Source organism: Sporosarcina highlanderae (genome assembly GCF_030433715.1).
Lineage (GTDB): Bacteria > Bacillota > Bacilli > Bacillales_A > Planococcaceae > Sporosarcina > Sporosarcina highlanderae.
In genome coordinates this window covers 38,608-61,160 of record NZ_JAROCC010000015.1, presented here as the reverse complement: position 1 = coordinate 61,160, position 22,553 = coordinate 38,608, and the positions used below count along the sequence as shown (strand labels likewise).

The window sequence follows — 22,553 nt, the reverse complement described above, 5'->3', positions numbered from 1 at the left end:
GGGGCTTCCCCCTGTGAGAGTAGGACGTCGCCGGGCAAAGGCCATCCCTGTGGGGATGGTTTTTTTGTGTTTAAATACTGTTACCTAAGTTCCGAAAATCGAGCATAACTACACAAAACTCAAGCAAAAAAACTCCATAAAATTCAAGAAAAACCTCAATTCTCGTGCAAAACCCCCTACCGAAACACCATCTCCATATTGCGTTACCAATCATAGTAGTTCATTATTAGAATAATAGACATAGAACGGGGGAGTAGTTGTGAAAAGTTTCTCTCTATTTTTATTCTCCTTAGTACGGGTTGTCATGTTAGTCATTTTGAGTGGTTACTTTCTTCAAATGACAGACGGAATTAAAGATCTACGGACGTTCTATATAATAGTCGCCATTCCCATATTTATAACGAGCCATTTTATTCAAATGGCAAATGTCCGGGAGAAGACACGGATTCTTTGTTCCTCGATTGACTTTATTGTCATTACGGGATTTGGTTTTTCGTTCTATGAAAGTGGATATTTGTATTTAATTTTTTTCGGTGTCCTTTCGACAACCGTTTTCCTACTGTATGACCGTAAGAAGCTGCTTGGGCTTTTTTCAGGGGCATTTTTTGCTTTATGGATACTAATCAGTTTGCGTTTATATGCGCAGACCGGTATTTTTTCTGTTTCAAGTAATATCGTCAATGGTATGTTCGTCTTTTACGGCGCTTTTGTCGGGGGGCTTATTCGGAACTTTCATAGTGCGAAGGAAACGATTGCTTCCCAATATGAACAATTGAATGATTCCCATGGTGCTTTACAGACTGCGCATCGTCAGTTGAAGGACTATTCGCAGCAAGTTGAGCAGTTAACGGTCATTCGCGAGCGCAATGAGATTGCACGTGAGATTCATGACACCGTCGGTCATAAGATGACGGCATTGATCGTCCAGTTGCAAGTAGCCGGAGAAATGGCGGAGAGGGATCCTAAAAAAGCGAAAGAAGTTCTTAACATTTGTGAGCAGTTGTCGCGAGAAGCACTCCATGAGTTACGGGTGTCTGTCCGGACATTGAAAGAGGACTTTGATGGACAATCTTTTCAGGATGATTTGGAGGGGCTTCTGAAAGAGTTTTCAGCTATGACTCATATGAAAACATGGTTAGATTCAGACGGAAATATTTCCTCCATCCCAAAATCACTGCAACCAACCATCAAAAGGATTGTGCAGGAAGGATTGACGAATGCGAAAAAACACGGAAATGCGGATACTTGTATTGTGAAGATTCATATGGATGAAAAAGAGATCCGTGTTCTGATTAAAGATGATGGAAAAGGAAAAAAAAATATTATACCGAATTTCGGATTGATTAATATGAAAGAACGTGTTGCAGAGCATGGTGGTTCATTTGAAATCGAAAGTGTTGAAGGGGAAGGCTTTGGAATTATGATTACCTTTCCACTTCAACGGATATCGGCGGGGGTGACGGGATGATAAGGGTCATGATTGTTGATGACCAGCCATTAGTGAGGGAAGGTCTTGGCACGTTGCTTGGCTTGCGTCCGGAAATTGAAGTGATTGGGACTGCGATGGATGGAAAGGATGCGCTTGATAAAGCGATGGAGCTTCTTCCGGATATTGTTTTAATGGATATCCGGATGCCCAAGGTGAATGGGGTGGAGGGGACGAAGTTATTAAAGACAAACCTGCCGGATGTTAAAGTATTGATACTAACGACTTTCAATGACAGTGAACATATATTCGATGCGCTTGAAGAGGGGGCAAGCGGGTATTTACTTAAAGATATGCCGACGGATACGATTGTACAGGCGATTCTCACTGTCCAGCACGGGGGCGTCGTTTTGCCGAAGGAATTCACTTCGCAAGTGTTGACTGAGCTTAGAATGAAAAGTCATAATAGCTTGGTTGAGATACCGAAGAGTGCGGAGGAGTTATCTGATCGAGAAATGGAGGTTCTGACACGCTTAGGGGAAGGGCTGAACAATAAGGAAATTGCAAACGCATTATTCATTACCGAAGGCACAGTTAAGAACCATGTTTCGAGCGTCATTCAGAAATTAGGGCTACGTGATCGGACGCAAGCAGCCATTTATGCTGTCCGTTATGGCATTACAACGTTCTAAACATTACTATCCGCATAGGGTCCATGTAAAACGGCACATTGGTGCCGTTTTTTTCATGCCTTCAAAATCTATCTCGCGCTCGATGGAAAACAAGGCCAGCCGAATTAAGATGGATATAAAAGGAGGCGGCGACAAATGCTTACACTTTTAAATGTGAAAAAGAGCTTTGATTCACGTGAAGTCGTCAAAGGGGTTTCGTTGCAAGTCGAAAAAGGAGAGTCTTTTGGATTGCTTGGTCCGAATGGGGCGGGAAAGTCGACGCTTATTTCAATGATATGTGGGCTGGTACCGTTCGAAACGGGTGATATTTGGATCGATGGAAAATTGGTTAGCAAAAATCTTAAAGAAATCAAACAGATGATAGGGGTTGTGCCGCAGGATATTGCGCTCTATCCAACGATGTCGGCACTGGATAATCTGGTATTTTGGGGGAGGATGTATGGCCTTTCAGGTAAAGATGCGAGGTCCCGTGCAAAGGAAATCTTAGAAATCGTTGGATTGACAGAGCGTGCAAAAGGGCGAATTGAAACGTTTTCGGGCGGTATGAAAAGACGGATCAACATTGGTGCCGCGCTCATGCACCGGCCGAAGCTTCTCATTATGGATGAACCGACAGTCGGCATTGATCCTCAATCAAGGAATCATATTTTAGAAACGGTCAAATCATTGAATGAGAAAGGGATGACGGTCATCTACACGAGCCATTACATGGAAGAGGTCGAGTATCTTTGCAAGCGGATTGCAATTATTGATGATGGGAAATTGATTGCAAGTGGGACTAAAAAGGATTTAAATAATCGCTTGGCAGGCGGGACTGTTCTGAAACTAACGGTAGATTCATTGCACCCTTTATTTATAGAACAGTTGAAGAAATTGCATGGGGTGGAAAAAGTGATTGTCCAACCAACATATGAAATTGATATACATTTGCATTCGAAAATGGAAATTGTTGCGGGTGTGATTTTACTTGCAAGTCAACAAGGTGTACACATCCAATCCATGCAACTTCAGGAAGCGAATTTGGAAACATTGTTTTTGCAATTGACAGGGCGCTCTTTGCGTGAATAGGAGGGACTGAAATGAAAAGCCTTTTGATAGCTGTTAAAGACGCAAAGATTCACTTAAAAGATCGGAAAGCCATCCTAATGATGATTCTCATGCCGATTTTATTAACTCTCATTTTAGGTTCCGCTTTGAAAGGGGTTATGGGTGGTGGAAGCATGCCTGAAACTATTTTAGGCGTCTATTCACCCGAATCGAATTTAATGACGAAAAGCATTATGAAGTCGTTAGGGGAAAACGGGCTTACCATTACGATTGAACATGCGGAGTCGGAAAAACAACTGATGGATTGGATGGAAGAAAGGGCAGTACATGTCGGGCTACTGTTTCCGGATGGATGGGGAAGTGGCGTTGAAGGGAACCGAGCTGTCATCATTCCTATTTCGGGGCAAGAAACAGGAGCAACCGTCATACGGCGGATGATTGAAACAGTTGCCCAAATGTCGCAGGCTATTGAAAATTCGACGGCTACAGTGATGGCGGAGGCTGCAACACTTGCCGCGGAAGATGATATCAATTTGGAGGAGATCCAAAACGAGCTTACGGCATCAATAGAGCAGATTGTGAACGAACAGAGGGCATACGTTATTGAGCCGCCTAAAGAGGAATCAGTGAGCTCCATGCAATACTATGCCGCAGCCATGGCGGCGATGTTCCTTTTATTCAATGCAATGGCAGGTGGGAAGTCATTTCATCAAGAAAGGCGAAGTGAAACACTGTCGCGATTGATGATGACGCCAGCTTCCGTCCGGTCAATCCTAACAGGAAAATTCATCGGTTCTTTTCTATTTGCATGGATTCAATTTTTGATTTTCTTAGGAGCTACACGTCTCTTGTTAAAGGTCGACTGGGGTCCATCCATCCTGCAAATCCTCTTCATCACATTCTTCTATATCTTTTCAGTAGCGGGTTTGGCGATGGTTGTAGCAGCTTTTACGACGAACGAGAAAATGGCGGATGTCATTGGGAGTATGGGTGTCCAGGTATTGGCATTGTTGGGAGGCTCGATGTTGCCCCTATCTTTATTTCCAGAAATCATGCGAAAAATTGCTATGGCGACGCCGAATTCTTGGGCATTAACGAGCTTCATATCAATTATGGAAGGAGCCCCTTGGTCTACATTATGGCTGCCGGCAGCGGTTTTGCTTGGTATAGGGGTTACGGCTATTTTCATCAGTTCCCTCCGGCTTGGGCGCCGGATTGCATAGGAGGTATGCGAAATGAAGAAGATCTTATCGATTTGCCTTTTCGAAATCAAACGCACATTCAAGAAGAAATCTTCGGTCGTCTTAATGTTCGGGATGCCACTGTTATTCACCTTTCTGTTCGGAACTATTTTTGGAAAGGACGCGGATGTATCGTTCCGCATCGCGTTGGTCGACGAGGAACAGACGCCACTTTCCAAGGACATCACTCAAAAACTGATGCTTGATGAAATGATTTCCTACGAACTGGTTACTCCGGATGAGGGGAAAGAGTTGTTGGCAGGTAATGAGGTGCAAGGCATTGTAACACTAAGGAGTGGAATTGCAAATAAGCTTCGCAACGGTGAGTCAGCCGTCAGTTTTCAACCTTCTCCCGGAATGGCAACCGCGCCACTCGTAAAACAGCAGGTGAATCAGACTATTCAAAGCATAGACATTTACGTTGCCGCGGCACAGGTGGGAAGTGCTTATTTCAATGAAGACTGGGAGTCCATCTACGAGAGGCTCACTGTAAATGAAGGAAGGATTGAGACGTGGACGGAGCAAAAAGCAGGTATGTCTACAGGAAATTCGATGATGGGCGTCTCTAATAGTTCCGCAGGTTTTTCCATCATGTTCGTCATGATTATGATGCTTTCGATGACAGGGACACTAATAGAGGCAAGGCAGAATGGAATTTGGTCAAGGCTTTTCACGACTCCGGTTAGCCGATTCCAGGTGCTGTTAGGACATTTCTTATCTTTCTTCATTGTAGGATGGATCCAGTTTTTTATTCTTATTGCGCTATCGTCAACACTGTTCGGTGTAAACTGGGGTCATACGGCAGCATTATTCATCCTTGTTACATCTTTATTACTCTGTGTCATAGGTCTCGGTATGGCCATTGCAGGCTTCGTGCGAACAGTAGAGCAGCAAAACGCTATCGGTACATTAGTGATCATTTCAACTTGTATGTTAGGTGGTGTCTATTGGCCGATCAGCATGGTGCCAGAAGTTATGCAGAAAATCGCCAACTACATCCCACAAAAATGGGCAATGGAAGGGTTTACGAAGTTGATTACAGAAGGTGGCACCATAGGCGATATCGCCATGCCACTGATTGCATTGCTTGGATTCGCGGCGTTATTCCTCTCCATTGGACTGACAAGAATGAAATATGTGTGACATTGGGCCAACCCGATGTCACACTTTTTTAGTCTGATTGTTGATTATCCTTTATAATAGAAATAGCAAAGGAAGTGGAACTTGAGATGAATCAAAACAATCGCCCGCTTGTGCAGGCGTTGCACTCTTTCAAAGAACAGGCCCCGGCTTCCTTTCACGTGCCGGGGCATAAGCATGGTCTTCTTTCAAGCTTGCCGGACGGGATGCGGCAGGCTCTTTCATATGATTACACCGAGCTTACGGGACTAGACGACCTGCATGAGGCGGAAGGGATCATAAAGGAAGCTGAAAGCCTATTGACCGCTCTATATAAATCGAGTAGAAGCTTTTTCCTAGTCAACGGCTCAACGGTAGGGAACTTAGCGATGATCTATTCAGCTTGCGGGAAGGGAGACACGGTAATCGTCCAGCGTAACGCCCATAAATCGGTATTCCATGCAATCGAATTGACGGGTGCCCATCCCGTGCTGATCAGTCCCCCGTGGGATACGCATACTCGTACACCGGGTGTACTCACTGCGGAACAGGTGGATGAAGCGCTTGCTATGAACCCTGAAGCAAAAGCCGTCGTCCTAACGTATCCGACGTATTACGGCGTGGTGGGTAAAGGGCTTCGGGAAATTATTGAACTATGCCATTCTCATTCCGTACCTGTATTGGTCGATGAAGCACATGGAGCACATTTTATCGTTGGTGAGCCATTTCCCCGCTCTGCCATCGAACAAGGGGCTGATGTTGTCGTACATTCCGCTCATAAAACGTTGCCAGCAATGACGATGGGGTCTTTCCTCCACGTCCAATCGGAGCTCATTTCCGAAAAGAAAATTGCCCATTATCTACAAATGTTACAAACAAGCAGCCCGTCATACTTAATTATGGCCTCCCTCGATGATGCGAGGGCCTATGCAGCCTCGTGTAAGGAAAGTGATAAACAAAGATTCATGGAACTGCGCTCTTCATTCATCCAGGAATTAAAGGAGATCAATTGCCTAAAAGTCATAGAGACTGATGATCCATTGAAACTGTTAATACGTGCAGAAGGCCAATCCGGCTTCGCATTGCAGGCAGCTTTCGAATCAAAAGGTATTTACACAGAACTTGCGGATCCTTACCAGGTCCTACTTATTTTGCCGTTGTGGAATGAACAGTCTAACCCGCCATTAAAAGATTGGAAGGAAAAAATGATTGCAGTAGTTAACAACTTGGGTAAAGTAGAGGATAACCTTATTCTTCCCGACATGGCTGCATGGCCGGACGGAATCTCCATGCTTGTATATCCTCCTTCCAGCATAGTCGATATGGAAACGGAATGGATAGCAATGGATGAAGCAACAGGGCGTGTAGCTGCAGAATCTTTGATTCCTTATCCCCCAGGCATTCCGTTATTGATTAAAGGAGAAAGGATCATGGAGAGCCACGTCACGGCATTATCTACATTAATTAAGGCAGGAGCAAGATTTCAAGGCGCTATTCGCCCTGAAGAAAAAGTGCTCTATGTATTGAAATGAAGGTCGGAGGAATCAGTCATGTCAAAAGTAAAATTTATCACATTTGAAGGTCCTGAAGGTGCAGGAAAAACAACTGTGATTGCAGAAATATATAATAGACTCAATAGTATTGGAAAAGACGTCACCCTGACCCGCGAGCCGGGCGGAATCCGTATCTCTGAAAAAATCCGGGCCATCATTCTCGATAATGACCATCAGGAAATGGACGGCAGAACTGAGGCCCTCCTATACGCGTCAGCACGCAGGCAACATCTTGTCGAAAGGATCATCCCGTCAATAATTGAAGGGAAAATCGTCCTTTGCGACCGCTTCATCGACAGCTCCCTTGCCTACCAAGGCCATGCAAGGGGACTTGGAATGGACGATGTCATGTCCATCAACGCATTTGCAATCGGAGAAACAATGCCAGACGTAACCATCTTCTTCGACATACCACCGGAAGTGGGACTACAGCGAATCACGAAAAGCGGTGTTAGGGAGCAGAATCGTCTTGACAACGAAGCATTACAATTCCATCAAAAAGTCTACGAAGGCTACAAAATTTTGCTTGAACAATACCCAAATCGCATCATCAGCACAGACGCCTCACTCCCATTATCAGAAGTAACTGAAAATGTTTGGAAAATTATAAGTTCTCAACTCATTTCTCAAGACAATTCGTGATATAATATAGAAGAGGGCTTTTAGCACCTTGAGTTGTAATGTGATTATTTGGGGGATTCCGTTGCTTGAAGTGGAAGGCGGCGACTCCTGGGGGATTAGCGGGACAGGTGAGACCCCGCAGTGGAGCGAAGCGACCGAGGAGGCTCACCGCCCGCCCCCCGGAAAGCGTCCGCCTGGAACGTAAAGCAACAGTCCTGGCATTATATAAAATGAAAAAGCTAAAAGGAGAGGGTACCGTGAAATTGATAGTGGCAGTTGTACAAGACCAAGATAGCAACCGTTTATCGGCAGCGTTAACAAAAAATGATTTCCGGGCTACAAAATTAGCCAGTACAGGGGGATTTCTGCGGTCAGGAAACACGACATTCCTTATCGGAACGGATGACAGCCTCATCCCCAAAGCTTTAGAATTAATCCGTGAAAATTGCCGATCGCGTGACCAGATGGTAGCACCCGTATCACCGATGGGCGGCAACGCTGATTCCTATATCCCATATCCAGTGGAAGTAGAAGTCGGGGGCGCCACAGTATTCGTCTTACCGATCGAACAATTTCATCACTTCTGATGAAATGAGGTGTAGCCTAAAATGAAAGTGAATGGAGACCATCGGACAGGGACGGATAAATTTCGGAATGATCCCTTGCGTTCTCCGCAGGGGAATGTCCGATTCGGCCAAATGATTCTGAAACAGGAAGAGCGGTTACATTCGGAACAGATTACTAGACTTTTAGGAGACATTTCTTCCGCAGGAGACCGTCTAACCCGTTCACGAAATTTAAGGGACATGGCAAAATTCAAGATGCTTGTCCGTCGCTTCCTGAAAGAAACAGTAGATTCAGGTATGGGATTGAAACAATCCCATACGTGGAATCAGTATGGCGAAGGCAGTAGGCTGAAAATTGTCCAAACGATTGATGAAAAGCTTATCGAATTGGCCGAAGTATTATTGGATGAAGAACAAACTTCTGTCGAGTTATTAGGAAAGATAGGAGAAATCAAAGGATTACTCATTAATTTATATACATGACCCGTGTTTTTGTGAATTTAAAAACACGGTTTTTTTGCAGCAGGAGGTGAAGGCATGGAAGTGAAAGGTGCTGATATCAAACAGCGGCAAAAAGCTGTTATTGATAGATTGGAAGCGACATTTCGAAACAACCGAATTGGCCATGCCTATCTGTTCGATGGTGACACAGGAACCGGAAAGGAAGCTGCGGCTATCCATTTTGCTAAACTGCTGCTTTGCGAACGGCAAGTGGATGCTGTTCCATGTGAAACATGTCATGCCTGCAGACGGGTTTCTACAAAAAATCACCCGAACGTGACGATGATTGAGCCGGACGGCCAAGATATTAAGAAGGAACAGATGTCATCTTTGATCATGCAAATGACGAGGAAAGGGTATGAACAAGGACGTAAAATCTACATCATTTCCCGTGCGGAACGAATGAATGTGGCAGCGGCTAACACGTTGCTGAAGTTCCTTGAAGAACCTGAAGGTGATGTGACAGCAATTTTATTAACCAGTTCCTATCAATCTATCCTTCCGACAATCCAATCCCGTTGCCAACGGATTACATTTCTTCCTCCTAAAAGGGAAGAAATGATCGAAAAGCTGATAGATTCTGGAATCACTGCGTCTATGGCAGCAACGGTGACGATGATGACTGCAGATATCGAACAGGCAAAGTTGTTAGCCGAAAATGATCAATTTGCACACATGCGAAAAACAGTGTTAAAATTAATAGAAGCATCGGATCGCAATGTAAATGAAGCGCTTCTATTCATCCAATCTGAATGGGTTTCGGTAATGAAAGAGAAGGAAGACTTGGAACGTGCACTCAACTTGCTTCTCTATGCATACCGTGATATCGTTTCGATGAAAGCGGGATTGCAATCGGAAATGACATTTCCCGATCAGCAACAGATTTTCCGTGGCCTCTCAATGAAGATGACGTACAGCCAGTTATCGGCCAGTATGGAAGCGGTTCTTCAAGCGAAGAAAAAGTTGTACAGCAATATGAATCGTACACTTTTGATGGAACAACTGGTGCTTAATTTGCAGGAGGGGTTAATGCTTGTATAATGTTGTTGGTGTCCGCTTTAAAAAAGCGGGTAAAATATATTATTTCGATCCGCTTGACTATCCGCTCAATGTTGGCGATTATGTCATTGTAGAGACGGCTAGAGGAATCGAATATGGTAAAGTCGCTATTCCAGTGAGGGAAGTCGATGAGAATGATGTCGTATTGCCACTTAAGAAAATCATCCGAAAGGCACTAGTCGAAGACCAGATCCAGGTTGAAGAGAATCAGACGGATGCTGAACAGGCCTTCGGGAAGTGTCTGGAAAAAATCCGCGAGCATGAGTTAGAGATGAAGCTTGTCGATGTAGAGTATACATTCGACCGCAATAAGATTGTCTTTTACTTCACTGCAGAAGGTCGAGTAGACTTTCGAAATCTTGTAAAGGATCTCGCAGCCATTTTCCGTACTCGCATTGAACTTCGCCAAATCGGAGTCCGCGACGAAGCGAAAATGCTTGGAGGAATTGGTCCTTGCGGAAGAATGCTTTGCTGTTCTACATTCCTTGGTGACTTTGAACCGGTTTCCATTAAAATGGCGAAGGATCAAAACCTTTCACTTAACCCATCTAAGATTTCAGGATTATGTGGTCGGCTCATGTGTTGCCTGAAGTATGAAAACGATGAATATGAAGAGGCGAAAACCCTTATGCCGGACATCGGGGAAAGGGTACAAACTCCTGAAGGACCCGGAAAAGTGGTCGGCTTGAATTTACTTGAAAGAATCTTACAAGTATCTTTGGTAGATCAGGAACATGTCTTGGAATATTCATGGGAAGAAATTGAAAGTCAAAAGAACGTTGAAGCTCAATTGACGAAATGATGGGGTGAATAAGTTGAAAGAAGGGAACTTTCTCGACAGGGTAATGGAATTTGAGCAACAGCTTGAATCCATGCATGAGCAATTCCGGGAACTAATGGGATTTGTAGCTAAGATGACGGAAGAGAACCACTCACTTCAACTCGAAAACCATCATCTCCGGACTAGGCTTGAAGAATTAAACGAGAAAACAGAATCATTGAATGAACAACAAATAGTTGAAAAGCCTCGAAGAATCGATATCGGTGAAGGGGTGGACAACTTAGCCAGGATATATAATGAAGGATACCATGTTTGCAATGTCCATTACGGCAGCAGCCGAAAAGGAGAAGATTGCCTGTTTTGTCTATCCTTCCTAAGTAAACAACATGCTTGAAATGAGCCGATCCTATTTTGTGTAGGCATCGGCTTTTTTCTATGGATCGAAGGAGAATAATATGGAGAATTTATTAAAAGAAGACGAAAGACTCGATTTTTTGTTAGCTGAAAACTTACGTATCATTCAAAGCCCCTCCGTGTTTTCCTTTTCGCTCGATGCCGTCCTGCTTGCAAAATTTGCCTTTGTTCCGATCCGTTCCGGTAAAATTGTCGATTTATGTGCAGGTAACGGTGCGATTCCCCTATTTCTAAGCGCGCGGACGAATGCCGACATCGTGGCGGTCGAACTGCAGGAGCGTCTTGCGGATATGGCAGAAAGAAGCATCGGTTATAATGGCCTAAATGAAAGAATACGAATCGTGAATGACGATGTCATTGGCATTGCCTCCAAAATTGGATATGAGAAATACGATACGGTTACATGCAATCCCCCTTATTTTCCTGCGAATGAAGCGAGTGAAAAGAATTTAAAGGAACATGTCGCCATCGCACGACATGAAATCCACCTTACCCTAACACAAGCTGTACAATCGGCAAGCGAACTTTTAAAGCAGGGAGGAAAGGCTGCATTTGTCCATCGCCCAGGTAGACTGTTAGATATCGTGACAGCGATGCGTGCGAACCGTCTTGAACCGAAAAGAATCCGTTTCGTCTATCCGAAGGAAGGGAAAGAGGCGAATACCTTACTAATTGAGGGCATAAAAGATGGCAAACCAGACCTGAAAATCCTTCCACCTTTATATGTATATGGCCCAGACGGGGAATATACGGATGAAGTGAGGCTTTTACTATATGGACAAGGGGAATGAACATTTCTTCTATGTCCTTGAATGCAAGGATGGAACCTATTACGCGGGCTATACAAATGATTTGGAAAAGCGTGTCCGTGTTCATAATGAAGGGAAGGGCGCAAAATATACACGAGCAAGAATCCCTGTCCGTTGTATTTATATGGAAAGCTTCGAAACGAAACGTGAGGCAATGCGGGCGGAATATCAGTTCAAGCAATTAACCCGAAATGCAAAGGAACGCTATATGAGGAAGGGGCAAGGCACGGATGAAATCACAAAAAAGTGCTGAAAAGGGCAGTGCAAAGCTGTTTTTAGTTGGCACTCCAATCGGTAACTTAGAAGATATGACATTCAGGGCAATCCGGGTGCTGTTAGAGGCCGATATGATTGCAGCAGAAGATACAAGGAATACAATAAAACTCTGCAATCATTTTGATATTAAGACACCGCTCATAAGCTATCATGAGCATAATCTTGAAAAAGGCGGGGAAAAGATCCTCCAATTGTTAGCTGATGGTAAACAAATTGCTTTAGTAAGTGATGCAGGAATGCCCTGCATTTCCGATCCAGGATACGATATCGCGGTAAAAGCGATTGAGGCAGGGTATGATGTCGTACCTATCCCAGGGGCAAATGCGGCTATTAGTGCATTGGTCGCATCGGGCCTCCAAACACAGCCGTTCACCTTTTTTGGATTTCTTTCAAGACAGAAAAAGGAGCGAAACGAGCAACTACGTAAGCTGAAGCAAAAGGAAGAAACGTTGATTCTTTACGAAGCCCCCCACCGTCTAAAAGAAACAATCCGGTCAATTATGGAATCGTTTGGAGGAACTCGCCGAGTAGTTTTGGCAAGGGAATTGACGAAGAGGTACGAAGAATTCCTCCGGGGAACATTGGAAGAAGCAGCTTTGTGGGTTGAATCGAGTGAGATACGTGGGGAATTCTGTATAATTCTTGAAGGAAATGAGAGTGGAGAGGAAGATCAGGAGGAAAGCTGGTGGAAGGATATTAGCATCTTTTCACATGTTGAGTTATTGATGGAGAAAGAACAGATTTCCTCAAAAGAAGCAATTCGGATGGTGGCATTGGAACGCGGCTTAGCGAAGCGGGACGTCTATCAGAAATACCATGTGAATGGATAACAAAAATCCAGGACCCGATATGGGTTCTGGATTCAAATACTATTATTTAGATAATATTAATTTAATTTGTTTTTTATTTCTTTCAAAAGCTGTTTTGCTCCCTCTTGGCTTAAAATCAGCTTGCCGTCAATTAGACTTAAGTTATCATCAGATACTTCTCCAGTGATTGAACATGTCATATTAGGCATATATTTCTTCAAAATGATTTTATCGTCGTCAACGTAAATTTCCAATGAATCTTTTTGCTCGATTCCAAGTGTACGACGGAGTTCAATAGGAATTACGACGCGACCTAACTCGTCAACTTTTCTTACAATGCCTGTAGATTTCATGACAAGATTTCCTCCTAAAAGACATATTTGTTGTCGAATTCCGACACGTGTCTTGTCTAACAACATCATACCAACTCTTCCAATTAACGTCAATAATTCTATCTTTAAACTATTGCGAGGATAATAGATTTACTAAAAGTAACGGTAAAAAACTTATACTTTGAATAATAATTTAGTGGAATGGAATGGACAATTTCCATAAAACTGCATAACTTCATTCCGTCTACATAGCACTTTTGTTGAATTTTAGATAATATGGTTAGTATAGATTGAAACAATGGAGGTATTTTCGTGGCTGAACAGCAAAAAACGTTTTATATTACAACTCCGATTTATTACCCAAGCGGGAAATTTCATATCGGTACTGCGTATACGACCGTTGCATCGGATGCAATGGCTCGTTATAAAAGACTACGTGGATTTGACGTTCATTTTTTAACGGGGATGGACGAACATGGTCAAAAAATCCAGGAAAAAGCTGAAGAAGAGGGGCTTCCTCCGCAAAAGTATGTAGATGGCATTGCAGATATTGCCATAAATCTTTGGAAGCTGATGGACATCTCTTACGATGATCTGATTAGAACTACAGAGGAACGGCATAAATCCATTGTTGAAAAGGTTTTCCAGAAATTCCTTGATAACGGTGACATCTACAAAGGTGAATACGAGGGTTGGAAATGCGTACCTTGTGAATCCTACTTCACGGAGGCGCAATTAGAGGATGGAAATTGCCCAGATTGCCACCGTCCTGTAGAAAAAGTTTCGGAGGAATCATACTTCTTTAATATGAAGAAATATGCGGACAGGCTCTTGCAGTTTTACGAGGACAATCCGACTTTCATCGAACCTGAGTCACGTAAGAATGAAATGATCAATAACTTTATCAAACCAGGGCTTGAAGACTTGTCTGTTTCCAGAATGTCGTTTGACTGGGGCATTAAAGTACCTGGAGATCCAAAGCATGTCATTTATGTTTGGGTTGACGCTTTGACGAACTATATCACCGCACTTGGTTACGATACGGATGATGATTCGTTATTTAAAAAATACTGGCCTGCTGATGTCCATGTCGTAGGGAAGGATATCGTCCGATTCCATACGATTTATTGGCCGATTTTCCTAATGGCTCTTGACCTTCCATTACCGAAAAAAGTATTTGCACATGGTTTCATTATGATGAAGGACGGAAAAATGTCGAAATCGAAGGGTAATGTCGTCTATCCGGAAATGCTTGTCGAACGCTATGGACTTGACGCTACACGTTATTTCTTACTACGTGAACTTCCATTTGGACAGGATGGTACATTCTCACCAGAAGCATTTGTAGAACGGACAAATTACGATTTGGCAAATGACCTTGGAAACCTACTAAACCGTACCGTTTCCATGATCAATAAATACTGTGATGGCGTTATCCCGACAAAAGGTCTGGAACCTACTGAATACGATGCAACCCTTCGGGAATTCACAAAAACTGCAATTGAGAAATACGAGGCTGCAATGGAAAAGATGCAATTCAGTGTAGTCCTATCCGAACTGTGGTCAATCATTTCCCGAACGAATAAATATATTGATGAAACATCGCCTTGGGTCCTCGCGAAGGACGAGGCGGATAAAGGAAAATTATCGTCCGTCATGGCTCATCTTGCAGCTTCACTTCAACAAATTGCTGTGCTACTACAGCCGTTCATGACGAAATCGCCGGTCCAAATTATCGAACAGTTAGGTCTGGATAAATCCCTGCTTACATGGGACACATTAGGCGATTTTTCAGCTATTCCTGAAGGTGCAAAAGTGGTGGAAAAAGGAGTTCCTATTTTCCCACGCCTTGATCCTGAAGTGGAGATTGTTTACATCCGCGATCAAATGGCAATTACCGCGCCAAAAGAGCAGCAGGAAGAGAAATCGGTTGAAAAAGTGGAAGAAGTCGATGAAATTACAATTGATGATTTCATGAAAGTAGACTTGCGTGTCGCGACTGTTACAGCTTGCGAACGCATCCCGAAGGCGGATAAACTGCTGAAGCTCCAAGTAGACATGGGGTATGAACAGCGACAAGTCGTCTCCGGCATTGCCGAGCATTATGAGTTAGAGGAATTGGTTGGGCAAAAAGTGATTGTTGTTGCAAACTTGAAACCTGTGAAATTGCGTGGCGAATTATCCCAAGGGATGATTTTAGCTGGCCAATCCGATGGAGTTCTAAAACTGGCTACAGTTGATACATCACTAGAAAACGGTGCAAAAGTAAAATAATAAATAAGGGGGACGGCGTTTCTTAAGAGGCGCCGTCTTTATCTTTTAACCGTTTTGTAATTTGGTTGTAACGTAAGTAACAAATCATTGAAATAGAATGAATCTTGCGAGGAGAGAAACGGTATGTATATTGATACGCATGTCCATTTGAACGCAGAACAATATGAAGAAGACATAAAGGAGGTCATTGAGCGGGCGCTGGACGCAAATGTAAAAAGAATGGTAGTAGTCGGCTTTGACCGGGTGACCATCGAAAAGGCAATGGAATTGGCAGAAAACTATCCGTTCATCTACGCAGTCGTTGGTTGGCATCCGGTTGATGCAATTGATTGTACAGAGGAAGATTTGAAATGGATAGAAACGCTTGCTGCCCATCCAAAGGTTGTTGGCATAGGAGAGACAGGATTAGATTATTATTGGGATAAATCACCGAAAGATATTCAGCAGGAACTGTTCAGAAAGCAAATCCGGCTTGCCCAAAAGGTCAATCTTCCTATTATCATCCATAATCGGGATGCAACTGGAGATGTTGTTCGGATTTTAAAAGAGGAGGAAGCCTCAATCACTGGTGGCATCATGCATTGTTACGGCGGCAGTGTGGAAACGGCAAAGGAATGCATCGATATGAACTTCATGATATCCCTTGGAGGCCCTGTCACTTTCAAAAATGCAAAAATGCCGAAGCAAGTTGCAACAGAAATTTCTTTAGAACATTTATTAATTGAAACTGATGCGCCTTATCTAGCGCCGCATCCATATCGTGGGAAAAGGAATGAGCCTGCACTGGTCACTTTGGTAGCTGAAGAAATCGCTCGTCTGAAGGGTGTTTCAGTTGATGAAGTGGCAAGAAAGACGACTGAAAATGCTTTAAAAACCTTCAAAATAACAGACTAAATTATTGGAAGATGTAACCGTTTGCCATGAGTTTGATCTTCCTACAAGTGGATGAGAATAAAATTCTAATGTGTTGACACTCGGACAAGTAACCTTTATAATCAGCCGAGTGATAAAGGAGGAGTTTTTTCATGCCAAAAAGTACCATGAAAAATCTGTTCTTTCCATCATTGAGGAGTCAACAAATAGCGATCACTGCAGTTGCATTTGTCCTATTTGTGGCGGTAATTTCACTTGTTCTCTACACGGGAACGAAGAAATCGGTCACACTTGATGTGAACGGTGAGAAAATGGAACTTAAAACATCTGCACATACAGTTGGGCAACTTCTTGCAAGTCAGGATATCGAAGTTGCCGAACACGATTTAGTAATACCCTCAGTGAGTACACCGATCGAGGAAGGTTTATCGATTAGGTGGGAACAGGCGAAACAGGTTTTGATTCATATGGACGAGGATACAAAAAAGGTTTGGACGACAGATCAGAATGTAGGCAAAATCTTAGCTGAAGCTAACGTCAAACTTCAAGAACACGACAAAGTCACACCAAATCAAAACTCAAATCTTGAGGAAGATCAAACCATCAAGATTCAAAAAGCGTTTCAATTGACGCTAATCGATGGCGGGAAAGAGATACCATTATGGTCAACTTCGACTACGGTCGCTGACTTTTTAAAGAGAGAGAACATTCAACTGAATGAACATGACAGAATAAATGGGGAAATGGGCGATATCCTAAAGCCTGATTCCATTGTCGAAGTCGTGCGGGTAGAAAAGGTCACCGATGTAGTGGAAGAACCAACGAACTTTGCGGTCGTAACGAAAAGTGACGCCAAATTGCTAAAAGGACGCGAAAAAATAGTCCAAAACGGCAAGAAGGGGTCAGTCGAGCGTAAGTTTGAAATTGTTAAAGAGAATGGCAAGGAAGTATCCCGTACGTTATTGAGCGAAAGAGTCATTCAAGAACCACAAAAGAAAATTGTAGCAGTCGGTTCAAAAGTAGTGGTGGCAACCGCATCCACAAAGAAATCCAATGTAGTATCCCGAGGCGCATCAGCACCATCCGGTGGCAAGGAGTTCTACGTCACTGCAACGGCATATACTGCGCAGTGTAATGGCTGTACAGGTAAAACGGCTACTGGCATCGATTTGCGTTCGAATCCGAATTTGAAAGTCATCGCTGTCGATCCAAAAGTCATTCCACTCGGTTCAAAAGTATGGGTGGAAGGATACGGTTATGCGATTGCTGGAGACACGGGCGGCGCGATTAAAGGTAAGAAGATTGACCTTCACGTACCTACAAAGGCAGCGGCTTATAATTTCGGACGTCGTCAAGTGAAAGTGAAAGTCATAGACTAATTTTATTTTTATTTCCGCTTTTATCCGTGGGGCTCAACCAGTCCTGCGGTTTTTTTTATAGTAATCCAAACAAAAGGTAGTCCCTGTACATATGTGGCGCTAAGCCGTAAAATTAACTCATCGTACTTAACGAAAAGAGGGTAACAGTGAAGATAAAGGAAATAATTGTTGTAGAAGGGAAATCAGATACAGTCGCAATCAAAAGGGCTACAGGGGCAGATACAATTGAAACGAATGGTTCTGCAATAAATGAGGGCACATTGAATCAGATACGCCATGCGCAGGAAACAAGAGGTGTCATCGTATTTACTGATCCTGATTTTCCGGGAAGAAGAATCCGCGCCATTATCGAGGAAAAGATTCCAGGTGTAAAACACGCCTTTCTGCATAAATCAAAGACAATCGCTAAAAACGGTCAGAAGTTAGGTATTGAACATGCAAAAGATGAGGACATCAGAAATGCTCTTCAAGCGGTTTATTCATTAGATGAGCAGAATACGGAGGAGATTCCTCTAACCTTCCTTTTGGAGGAAAGGCTTATAGGTCATCCTGATGCAAAAAGTAGGCGGGATCGATTGAGCGAGTTACTGAATATCGGGCAAGTGAATGGTAAAGGTTTGAAAAAGAGGCTTGAAATGTTCCGAATTGGGCAACATCAATTAATGGAGGCATTAAAAGTCCTGCAAGAGGAGGATGGCCATGAATAAGGATATTGCAACACCTGTTAGGACAAAAGAGATTTTAGAGAAACATGGATTTTCATTCAAAAAGAGTTTGGGGCAAAACTTTTTAATCGACCCAAATATCTTACGTAATATTGTATCGCATGCCGATTTGACGGAAAGGACAGGTGTTATTGAAGTTGGCCCTGGTATCGGAGCACTAACGGAACATCTTGCCAGATCCGCCAAAAAGGTCGTCGCGTTTGAAATTGATCAACGTCTTCTACCGGTATTGGAGGATACATTATCACCTTATGATAATGTCGAAATCATCAACCAGGACATTTTAGAGGCTGATTTAAATAAAGTTATCGAAGACCAATTCAGCGGTTTTGACGATATCGTCGTTGTTGCAAATCTCCCTTATTACGTAACGACACCAATCATCATGAAATTCCTTCTTGGCAAAGTCCCGATACGTGCAATGGTCATCATGATGCAAAAGGAAGTGGCGGATCGCATAACAGCATCCCCAAGTACGAAAGCTTATGGATCACTATCAATTGCCGTGCAGTACTACATGGATGCCGAAGTATCGATGATCGTGCCGAAGACTGTCTTCATTCCGCAACCGAATGTCGAATCCGCAGTCCTAAAACTGACAAAAAAGGCGGAGCCGCCTGTCGAGGTCATCGATGAGGATTTCCTATTTAAAGTTGCGAGGGGCTCCTTTGTACAGCGCAGGAAGACGTTGCTGAACAATCTACAGGTCTCTTTGCAGAACGGCAAGGCAAAGAAGGAAGAAATCCTACAGGCATTTGAACGCATTGGTATGGATCCAGCAAGAAGGGGAGAGACTTTGTCCATTAAGGAATTTGGGGAATTGGCGAATGCACTCTATGCAGATTTTAAAGAATCTTGACAAATTCAGGTCATTAAAATCAGTGATAATGAGGAAAATAGCGAAAAAAGAATTGACAAAGATAATGCCTTACTGTTAAAATTCTCATTTTAATTGACAGAACTTTTTAAAAGTGTTATACTTATATCCAGTGAGGTGTAAGCGACGTGCCAAAAACATTAGCGGACATTAAGAAGTCATTGGATGCTCACTTGGGGAAACGTTTGCATTTGAGAGCAAACGGCGGCCGTAAGAAAACGATCGAACGTGCCGGAGTCCTACGTGAGACGTATCGTGCAGTTTTTGTTGTTGAACTGGACCAGGACGAAAATGCTTTTGAGAGGGTATCTTACAGCTACGCGGATATTTTGACAGAAGCTGTCGAAATAACGGTTCTGGATGATGGAGACGCGACTGCGTTTAGTATCAAATAATTTTCATGGCAATTATTCACTGTTTTTAGATTTAAAACACCTATGCACTCCTCCCCTGGAGAGCATGGGTGTTTTTTTATGGTTATAGCCCATACTAAGTATGTCAGTCGAAAAGGAGGAAAACCCGATGGCTAGAAGACGAAGTATAATGTCCGAGCACTTGAAAGAAGAGATTGCGAAAGAGCTAGGCTTTTACGATGTTGTTCAGCGGGAAGGTTGGGGAGGAATCAAATCACGAGACGCCGGTAATATGGTTAAACACGCCATTCAAATGGCTGAACGTGGAATGGCGGAAAAAAGAAACAATAGCTAGATTACCTTTCATCTCTAAGGACTGACAATGGAAGAGCTGTATGGATGTCGTTATAGACACCGTACAGCTCTTTTTCCCGTACTTTTCATAAATAAAACAACTAGTGATGTGAAATTACAGAGTGCATTCCCTACTCCCTATGGTAAAATAGGGAACAATGACAAGCACGAAAGGAGGGAGCCTGATGTTATACGAAAAGGCACCTGCAAAAATCAACCTGACGCTTGATGTCCTACATAAACGTGAAGACGGTTTCCATGAAGTAGAGATGATCATGACGACAGTCGATTTAGCAGACCAGGTGTGGCTGCGACCGGCACATGACGGACTAATCACGATAAAAGTTTCCGAGCGATTTGTACCGAACGATCGAAAAAATTTAGCCTATCAGGCGGCGGACCTACTGAGGCGACAATTTAACGTCCGTGAAGGGGTCGAAATCACACTTAATAAGAAAATACCTGTGGCTGCAGGCCTTGCGGGTGGGAGCTCCGATGCTGCGGCAACGCTTCGCGGATTAAACAGACTTTGGAACTTGCAACTTAGTGTTGATGAATTAGCCGAAATCGGCGCTAAAATTGGTTCCGACGTTTCCTTCTGTGTTCATGGTGGTACTGCGCTTGCAAAAGGGCGTGGTGAAAAGATAGAGCATCTACCAGCTCCGCCGAACTGCTGGGTTATCCTTGCGAAACCCGCAATCTCTGTTTCCACGGCAGATATTTACCGGAACCTAAATCTCTCATCCATCAAGCATCCTGATACAGCAGGCATGTTAGATGCATTGAATTCCGGGGATTACAACAAAATGTGCAGCACATTAGGGAATGTATTGGAACCGGTAACAATGGAGCTCCATCCGCAAGTCGTCATCCTGAAGAAGAAGATGGAACAATTCGGGGCGGACGCTGTATTAATGAGTGGAAGCGGCCCGACAGTTTTTGGTTTCGTTAGACAAGAAGCTCGTGTCTCGAGGATATATAATGGACTCAAAGGCTTTTGTAAGGAAGTTCATGCAGTAAGGATGACGGGGGAACGTTTCATCCTTGATTAAACACGTACATTTATGATACTGTACATTAAAATATTCGGATGTAGGGGTTGTTGTTCGTGAAGTGGAAAAGGAGCGAAAGACTTGTCGATATGACACGTCATCTACTGGAAAACCCGCACTCACTCATTCCGTTGACATACTTTTCTGAGCGTTATTTGGCCGCAAAGTCTTCCATTAGCGAAGACTTATCAATTGTCAAAGAAACGTTTGAAGTGAATGGAACAGGCAAACTGGTTACCGTATCAGGCGCTGCAGGTGGAGTGAAATATATCCCGCGGGTCACTGAATCGGAAGTCCGGGAAGTGATGGCAGTGATAAAGGAAAGTCTTGGACGATCGGATCGCCTTTTGCCCGGTGGTTATTTATATATGACGGATTTCTTAGGCAATCCGAAAATAATGGACCGGATTGGAAAAGTATTTGCTTCGGCATTTGGGGATATGGAAATTGATGTGATTATGACAGTTGCTACGAAGGGTATTTCCATTGCGCATGCAATTGCACGCCATTTGAATGTACCAGTTGTCATTGTCCGAAGGGATAGCAAAGTGACAGAAGGATCAACCGTCAGCATTAATTATGTATCCGGTTCTACACGAAGAATTCAGACAATGTTATTATCAAAGAGAAGCATGAAGAGCGGCCAAAGAGTATTGATCACCGATGATTTCATGAAGGCGGGAGGCACGATGGCCGGCATGAAGAATTTGTTAGAAGAGTTCGATTGTGAGCTTGCCGGGATTGCTGTGCTTGTCGAGGCCGAACATACCGAGGAAGTGCTTGTCGATGATTATCTATCATTGGTCAAGCTTCGTGCCATGAATGAGAAGGATCGTACAATTGAACTTGAAGAAGGCAATTATTTTAAGAAGGGTGGAAATGAAGGATGAACTATGTAGCTACAGAAAATGCACCGAAAGCTATTGGGCCTTATGCACAAGCAGTGAAAGTGAACGGATTTGTGTATACATCTGGGCAATTACCGATGACACCGGACGGATTGCTTGTAGAAGGAACAATTGAAGAGCAGACAAATCAAGTTTTTGCGAACTTGAAAGCTGTATTGGAAGCGGCTAACTCTTCACTTGATAAGGTTGTTAAAGCAACAGTGTTCATAAAGGATATGAATCAGTTTGCGGCTTTAAATGATATCTATGCCCAACATTTCGGTTCACACACACCTGCCCGTTCAACGGTAGAGGTAGCAAGACTTCCGAAAGATGCATCAGTCGAAATCGAAGTTATCGCACTTGCAGGCGAATAATTAAAAATGGAACCCGCTCACATGTTGAGCGGGTTTTTTTGATAAATATAAGCAAATAAAGTAACTTTTCATTGCATGATAAGTGTATTTTAAGTTTATTAAAAAAACTTTCAAAAATAAAAAGGAAAATGATGACTTTTGCAGAATATAGATGAT

At 43.3% G+C, this 22,553-nt stretch carries 26 protein-coding genes; 25 read left to right on the top strand and 1 reads right to left on the bottom strand.

Annotated elements, in window-relative coordinates; translation table 11 throughout:
* The first annotated feature begins 259 nt into the window (after window positions 1-259).
* From P5G49_RS15620 to rsmI, 15 genes are all read left to right on the top strand, one after another.
* On the top strand, window positions 260-1,468 hold the full coding sequence (locus tag P5G49_RS15620; RefSeq protein WP_301245292.1) for an ATP-binding protein: 1,209 nt from the start codon (window positions 260-262) through the stop codon (window positions 1,466-1,468).
* Window positions 1,465-2,118, top strand: coding sequence for a response regulator (locus P5G49_RS15615; RefSeq protein ID WP_301245291.1), 654 nt, complete (start codon window positions 1,465-1,467; stop codon window positions 2,116-2,118). The genes P5G49_RS15620 and P5G49_RS15615 overlap by 4 nt, the downstream gene beginning before the upstream one ends.
* A 135-nt stretch (window positions 2,119-2,253) precedes the next feature.
* Complete coding sequence (locus tag P5G49_RS15610) at window positions 2,254-3,186, top strand: ABC transporter ATP-binding protein (protein ID WP_301245290.1); 933 nt, start codon at window positions 2,254-2,256, stop codon at window positions 3,184-3,186.
* A gap of 11 nt (window positions 3,187-3,197) precedes the next feature.
* Complete coding sequence (locus P5G49_RS15605) at window positions 3,198-4,388, top strand: ABC transporter permease (protein ID WP_301245289.1); 1,191 nt, start codon at window positions 3,198-3,200, stop codon at window positions 4,386-4,388.
* Between the two features lie 12 nt (window positions 4,389-4,400).
* Window positions 4,401-5,549 (top strand): ABC transporter permease, encoded by a 1,149-nt coding sequence (locus tag P5G49_RS15600; protein ID WP_301245288.1) that lies wholly within the window; start codon window positions 4,401-4,403, stop codon window positions 5,547-5,549.
* Between the two features lie 86 nt (window positions 5,550-5,635).
* Window positions 5,636-7,057 (top strand): aminotransferase class I/II-fold pyridoxal phosphate-dependent enzyme, encoded by a 1,422-nt coding sequence (locus tag P5G49_RS15595; protein WP_301245286.1) that lies wholly within the window; start codon window positions 5,636-5,638, stop codon window positions 7,055-7,057.
* An 18-nt stretch (window positions 7,058-7,075) separates the two neighbouring features.
* Window positions 7,076-7,720: a dTMP kinase gene (gene tmk, locus P5G49_RS15590; protein WP_301245285.1), complete on the top strand. Its 645-nt coding sequence runs from the start codon at window positions 7,076-7,078 to the stop codon at window positions 7,718-7,720.
* A gap of 236 nt (window positions 7,721-7,956) precedes the next feature.
* Entirely contained in the window at window positions 7,957-8,286 is a 330-nt protein-coding gene (locus P5G49_RS15585) for a cyclic-di-AMP receptor (RefSeq protein ID WP_147060307.1), read from the top strand.
* A 21-nt stretch (window positions 8,287-8,307) separates the two neighbouring features.
* Window positions 8,308-8,748: a YaaR family protein gene (locus P5G49_RS15580; protein WP_301245282.1), complete on the top strand. Its 441-nt coding sequence runs from the start codon at window positions 8,308-8,310 to the stop codon at window positions 8,746-8,748.
* Between the two features lie 54 nt (window positions 8,749-8,802).
* Window positions 8,803-9,807 (top strand): DNA polymerase III subunit delta', encoded by a 1,005-nt coding sequence (holB, locus tag P5G49_RS15575; RefSeq protein ID WP_301245280.1) that lies wholly within the window; start codon window positions 8,803-8,805, stop codon window positions 9,805-9,807.
* The gene (locus tag P5G49_RS15570) at window positions 9,800-10,627 is read left to right on the top strand and encodes a PSP1 domain-containing protein (protein ID WP_301245278.1); all 828 of its coding nucleotides are present in this window, start codon (window positions 9,800-9,802) and stop codon (window positions 10,625-10,627) included. The genes holB and P5G49_RS15570 overlap by 8 nt, the downstream gene beginning before the upstream one ends.
* A 13-nt stretch (window positions 10,628-10,640) precedes the next feature.
* Entirely contained in the window at window positions 10,641-11,000 is a 360-nt protein-coding gene (gene yabA, locus P5G49_RS15565; RefSeq protein WP_301245276.1) for a DNA replication initiation control protein YabA, read from the top strand.
* A gap of 61 nt (window positions 11,001-11,061) precedes the next feature.
* The gene (locus P5G49_RS15560; protein WP_301245274.1) at window positions 11,062-11,811 is read left to right on the top strand and encodes a tRNA1(Val) (adenine(37)-N6)-methyltransferase; all 750 of its coding nucleotides are present in this window, start codon (window positions 11,062-11,064) and stop codon (window positions 11,809-11,811) included.
* A complete protein-coding gene (locus P5G49_RS15555; RefSeq protein WP_301245272.1) occupies window positions 11,795-12,082 on the top strand; it encodes a GIY-YIG nuclease family protein in 288 nt (95 codons plus the stop codon). Before P5G49_RS15560 ends, P5G49_RS15555 begins: the two co-directional genes overlap by 17 nt.
* Window positions 12,060-12,935 (top strand): 16S rRNA (cytidine(1402)-2'-O)-methyltransferase, encoded by an 876-nt coding sequence (gene rsmI, locus P5G49_RS15550; RefSeq protein WP_301245271.1) that lies wholly within the window; start codon window positions 12,060-12,062, stop codon window positions 12,933-12,935. The genes P5G49_RS15555 and rsmI overlap by 23 nt, the downstream gene beginning before the upstream one ends.
* Window positions 12,936-12,991: 56 nt before the next feature.
* On the opposite strand, the gene abrB is transcribed toward rsmI, so the two are convergent.
* Window positions 12,992-13,267: a transition state genes transcriptional regulator AbrB gene (abrB, locus tag P5G49_RS15545; protein ID WP_301245270.1), complete on the bottom strand. Its 276-nt coding sequence runs from the start codon at window positions 13,265-13,267 to the stop codon at window positions 12,992-12,994.
* Window positions 13,268-13,558: 291 nt separating this feature from the next.
* On the opposite strand from abrB, the gene metG reads away from it, so the two are divergent.
* From metG to P5G49_RS15495, 10 genes are all read left to right on the top strand, one after another.
* Window positions 13,559-15,520 carry a methionine--tRNA ligase gene (gene metG / locus P5G49_RS15540; RefSeq protein WP_301245269.1) on the top strand — a complete coding sequence of 654 codons (1,962 nt, stop codon included), beginning with the start codon at window positions 13,559-13,561 and terminating at the stop codon, window positions 15,518-15,520.
* A gap of 123 nt (window positions 15,521-15,643) precedes the next feature.
* Window positions 15,644-16,414 (top strand): TatD family hydrolase, encoded by a 771-nt coding sequence (locus P5G49_RS15535; RefSeq protein WP_301245267.1) that lies wholly within the window; start codon window positions 15,644-15,646, stop codon window positions 16,412-16,414.
* A 131-nt stretch (window positions 16,415-16,545) separates the two neighbouring features.
* Window positions 16,546-17,772, top strand: coding sequence for a resuscitation-promoting factor (locus tag P5G49_RS15530; protein WP_301245265.1), 1,227 nt, complete (start codon window positions 16,546-16,548; stop codon window positions 17,770-17,772).
* Between the two features lie 146 nt (window positions 17,773-17,918).
* On the top strand, window positions 17,919-18,479 hold the full coding sequence (gene rnmV, locus P5G49_RS15525) for a ribonuclease M5 (RefSeq protein WP_301245263.1): 561 nt from the start codon (window positions 17,919-17,921) through the stop codon (window positions 18,477-18,479).
* Complete coding sequence (gene rsmA / locus P5G49_RS15520; protein WP_301245261.1) at window positions 18,472-19,356, top strand: 16S rRNA (adenine(1518)-N(6)/adenine(1519)-N(6))-dimethyltransferase RsmA; 885 nt, start codon at window positions 18,472-18,474, stop codon at window positions 19,354-19,356. Before rnmV ends, rsmA begins: the two co-directional genes overlap by 8 nt.
* 146 nt (window positions 19,357-19,502) lie before the next feature.
* Window positions 19,503-19,769, top strand: coding sequence for a biofilm formation stimulator Veg (gene veg, locus P5G49_RS15515; RefSeq protein WP_283733388.1), 267 nt, complete (start codon window positions 19,503-19,505; stop codon window positions 19,767-19,769).
* 127 nt (window positions 19,770-19,896) lie between these two features.
* On the top strand, window positions 19,897-20,082 hold the full coding sequence (locus P5G49_RS15510) for a small, acid-soluble spore protein, alpha/beta type (protein WP_301245257.1): 186 nt from the start codon (window positions 19,897-19,899) through the stop codon (window positions 20,080-20,082).
* 184 nt (window positions 20,083-20,266) lie between these two features.
* Window positions 20,267-21,133: a 4-(cytidine 5'-diphospho)-2-C-methyl-D-erythritol kinase gene (gene ispE / locus P5G49_RS15505; RefSeq protein WP_301245255.1), complete on the top strand. Its 867-nt coding sequence runs from the start codon at window positions 20,267-20,269 to the stop codon at window positions 21,131-21,133.
* A gap of 56 nt (window positions 21,134-21,189) precedes the next feature.
* Entirely contained in the window at window positions 21,190-22,023 is an 834-nt protein-coding gene (gene purR, locus P5G49_RS15500; RefSeq protein ID WP_301245253.1) for a pur operon repressor, read from the top strand.
* Window positions 22,020-22,397, top strand: coding sequence for a RidA family protein (locus P5G49_RS15495; protein WP_301245251.1), 378 nt, complete (start codon window positions 22,020-22,022; stop codon window positions 22,395-22,397). Before purR ends, P5G49_RS15495 begins: the two co-directional genes overlap by 4 nt.
* Window positions 22,398-22,553 lie beyond the last annotated feature (156 nt).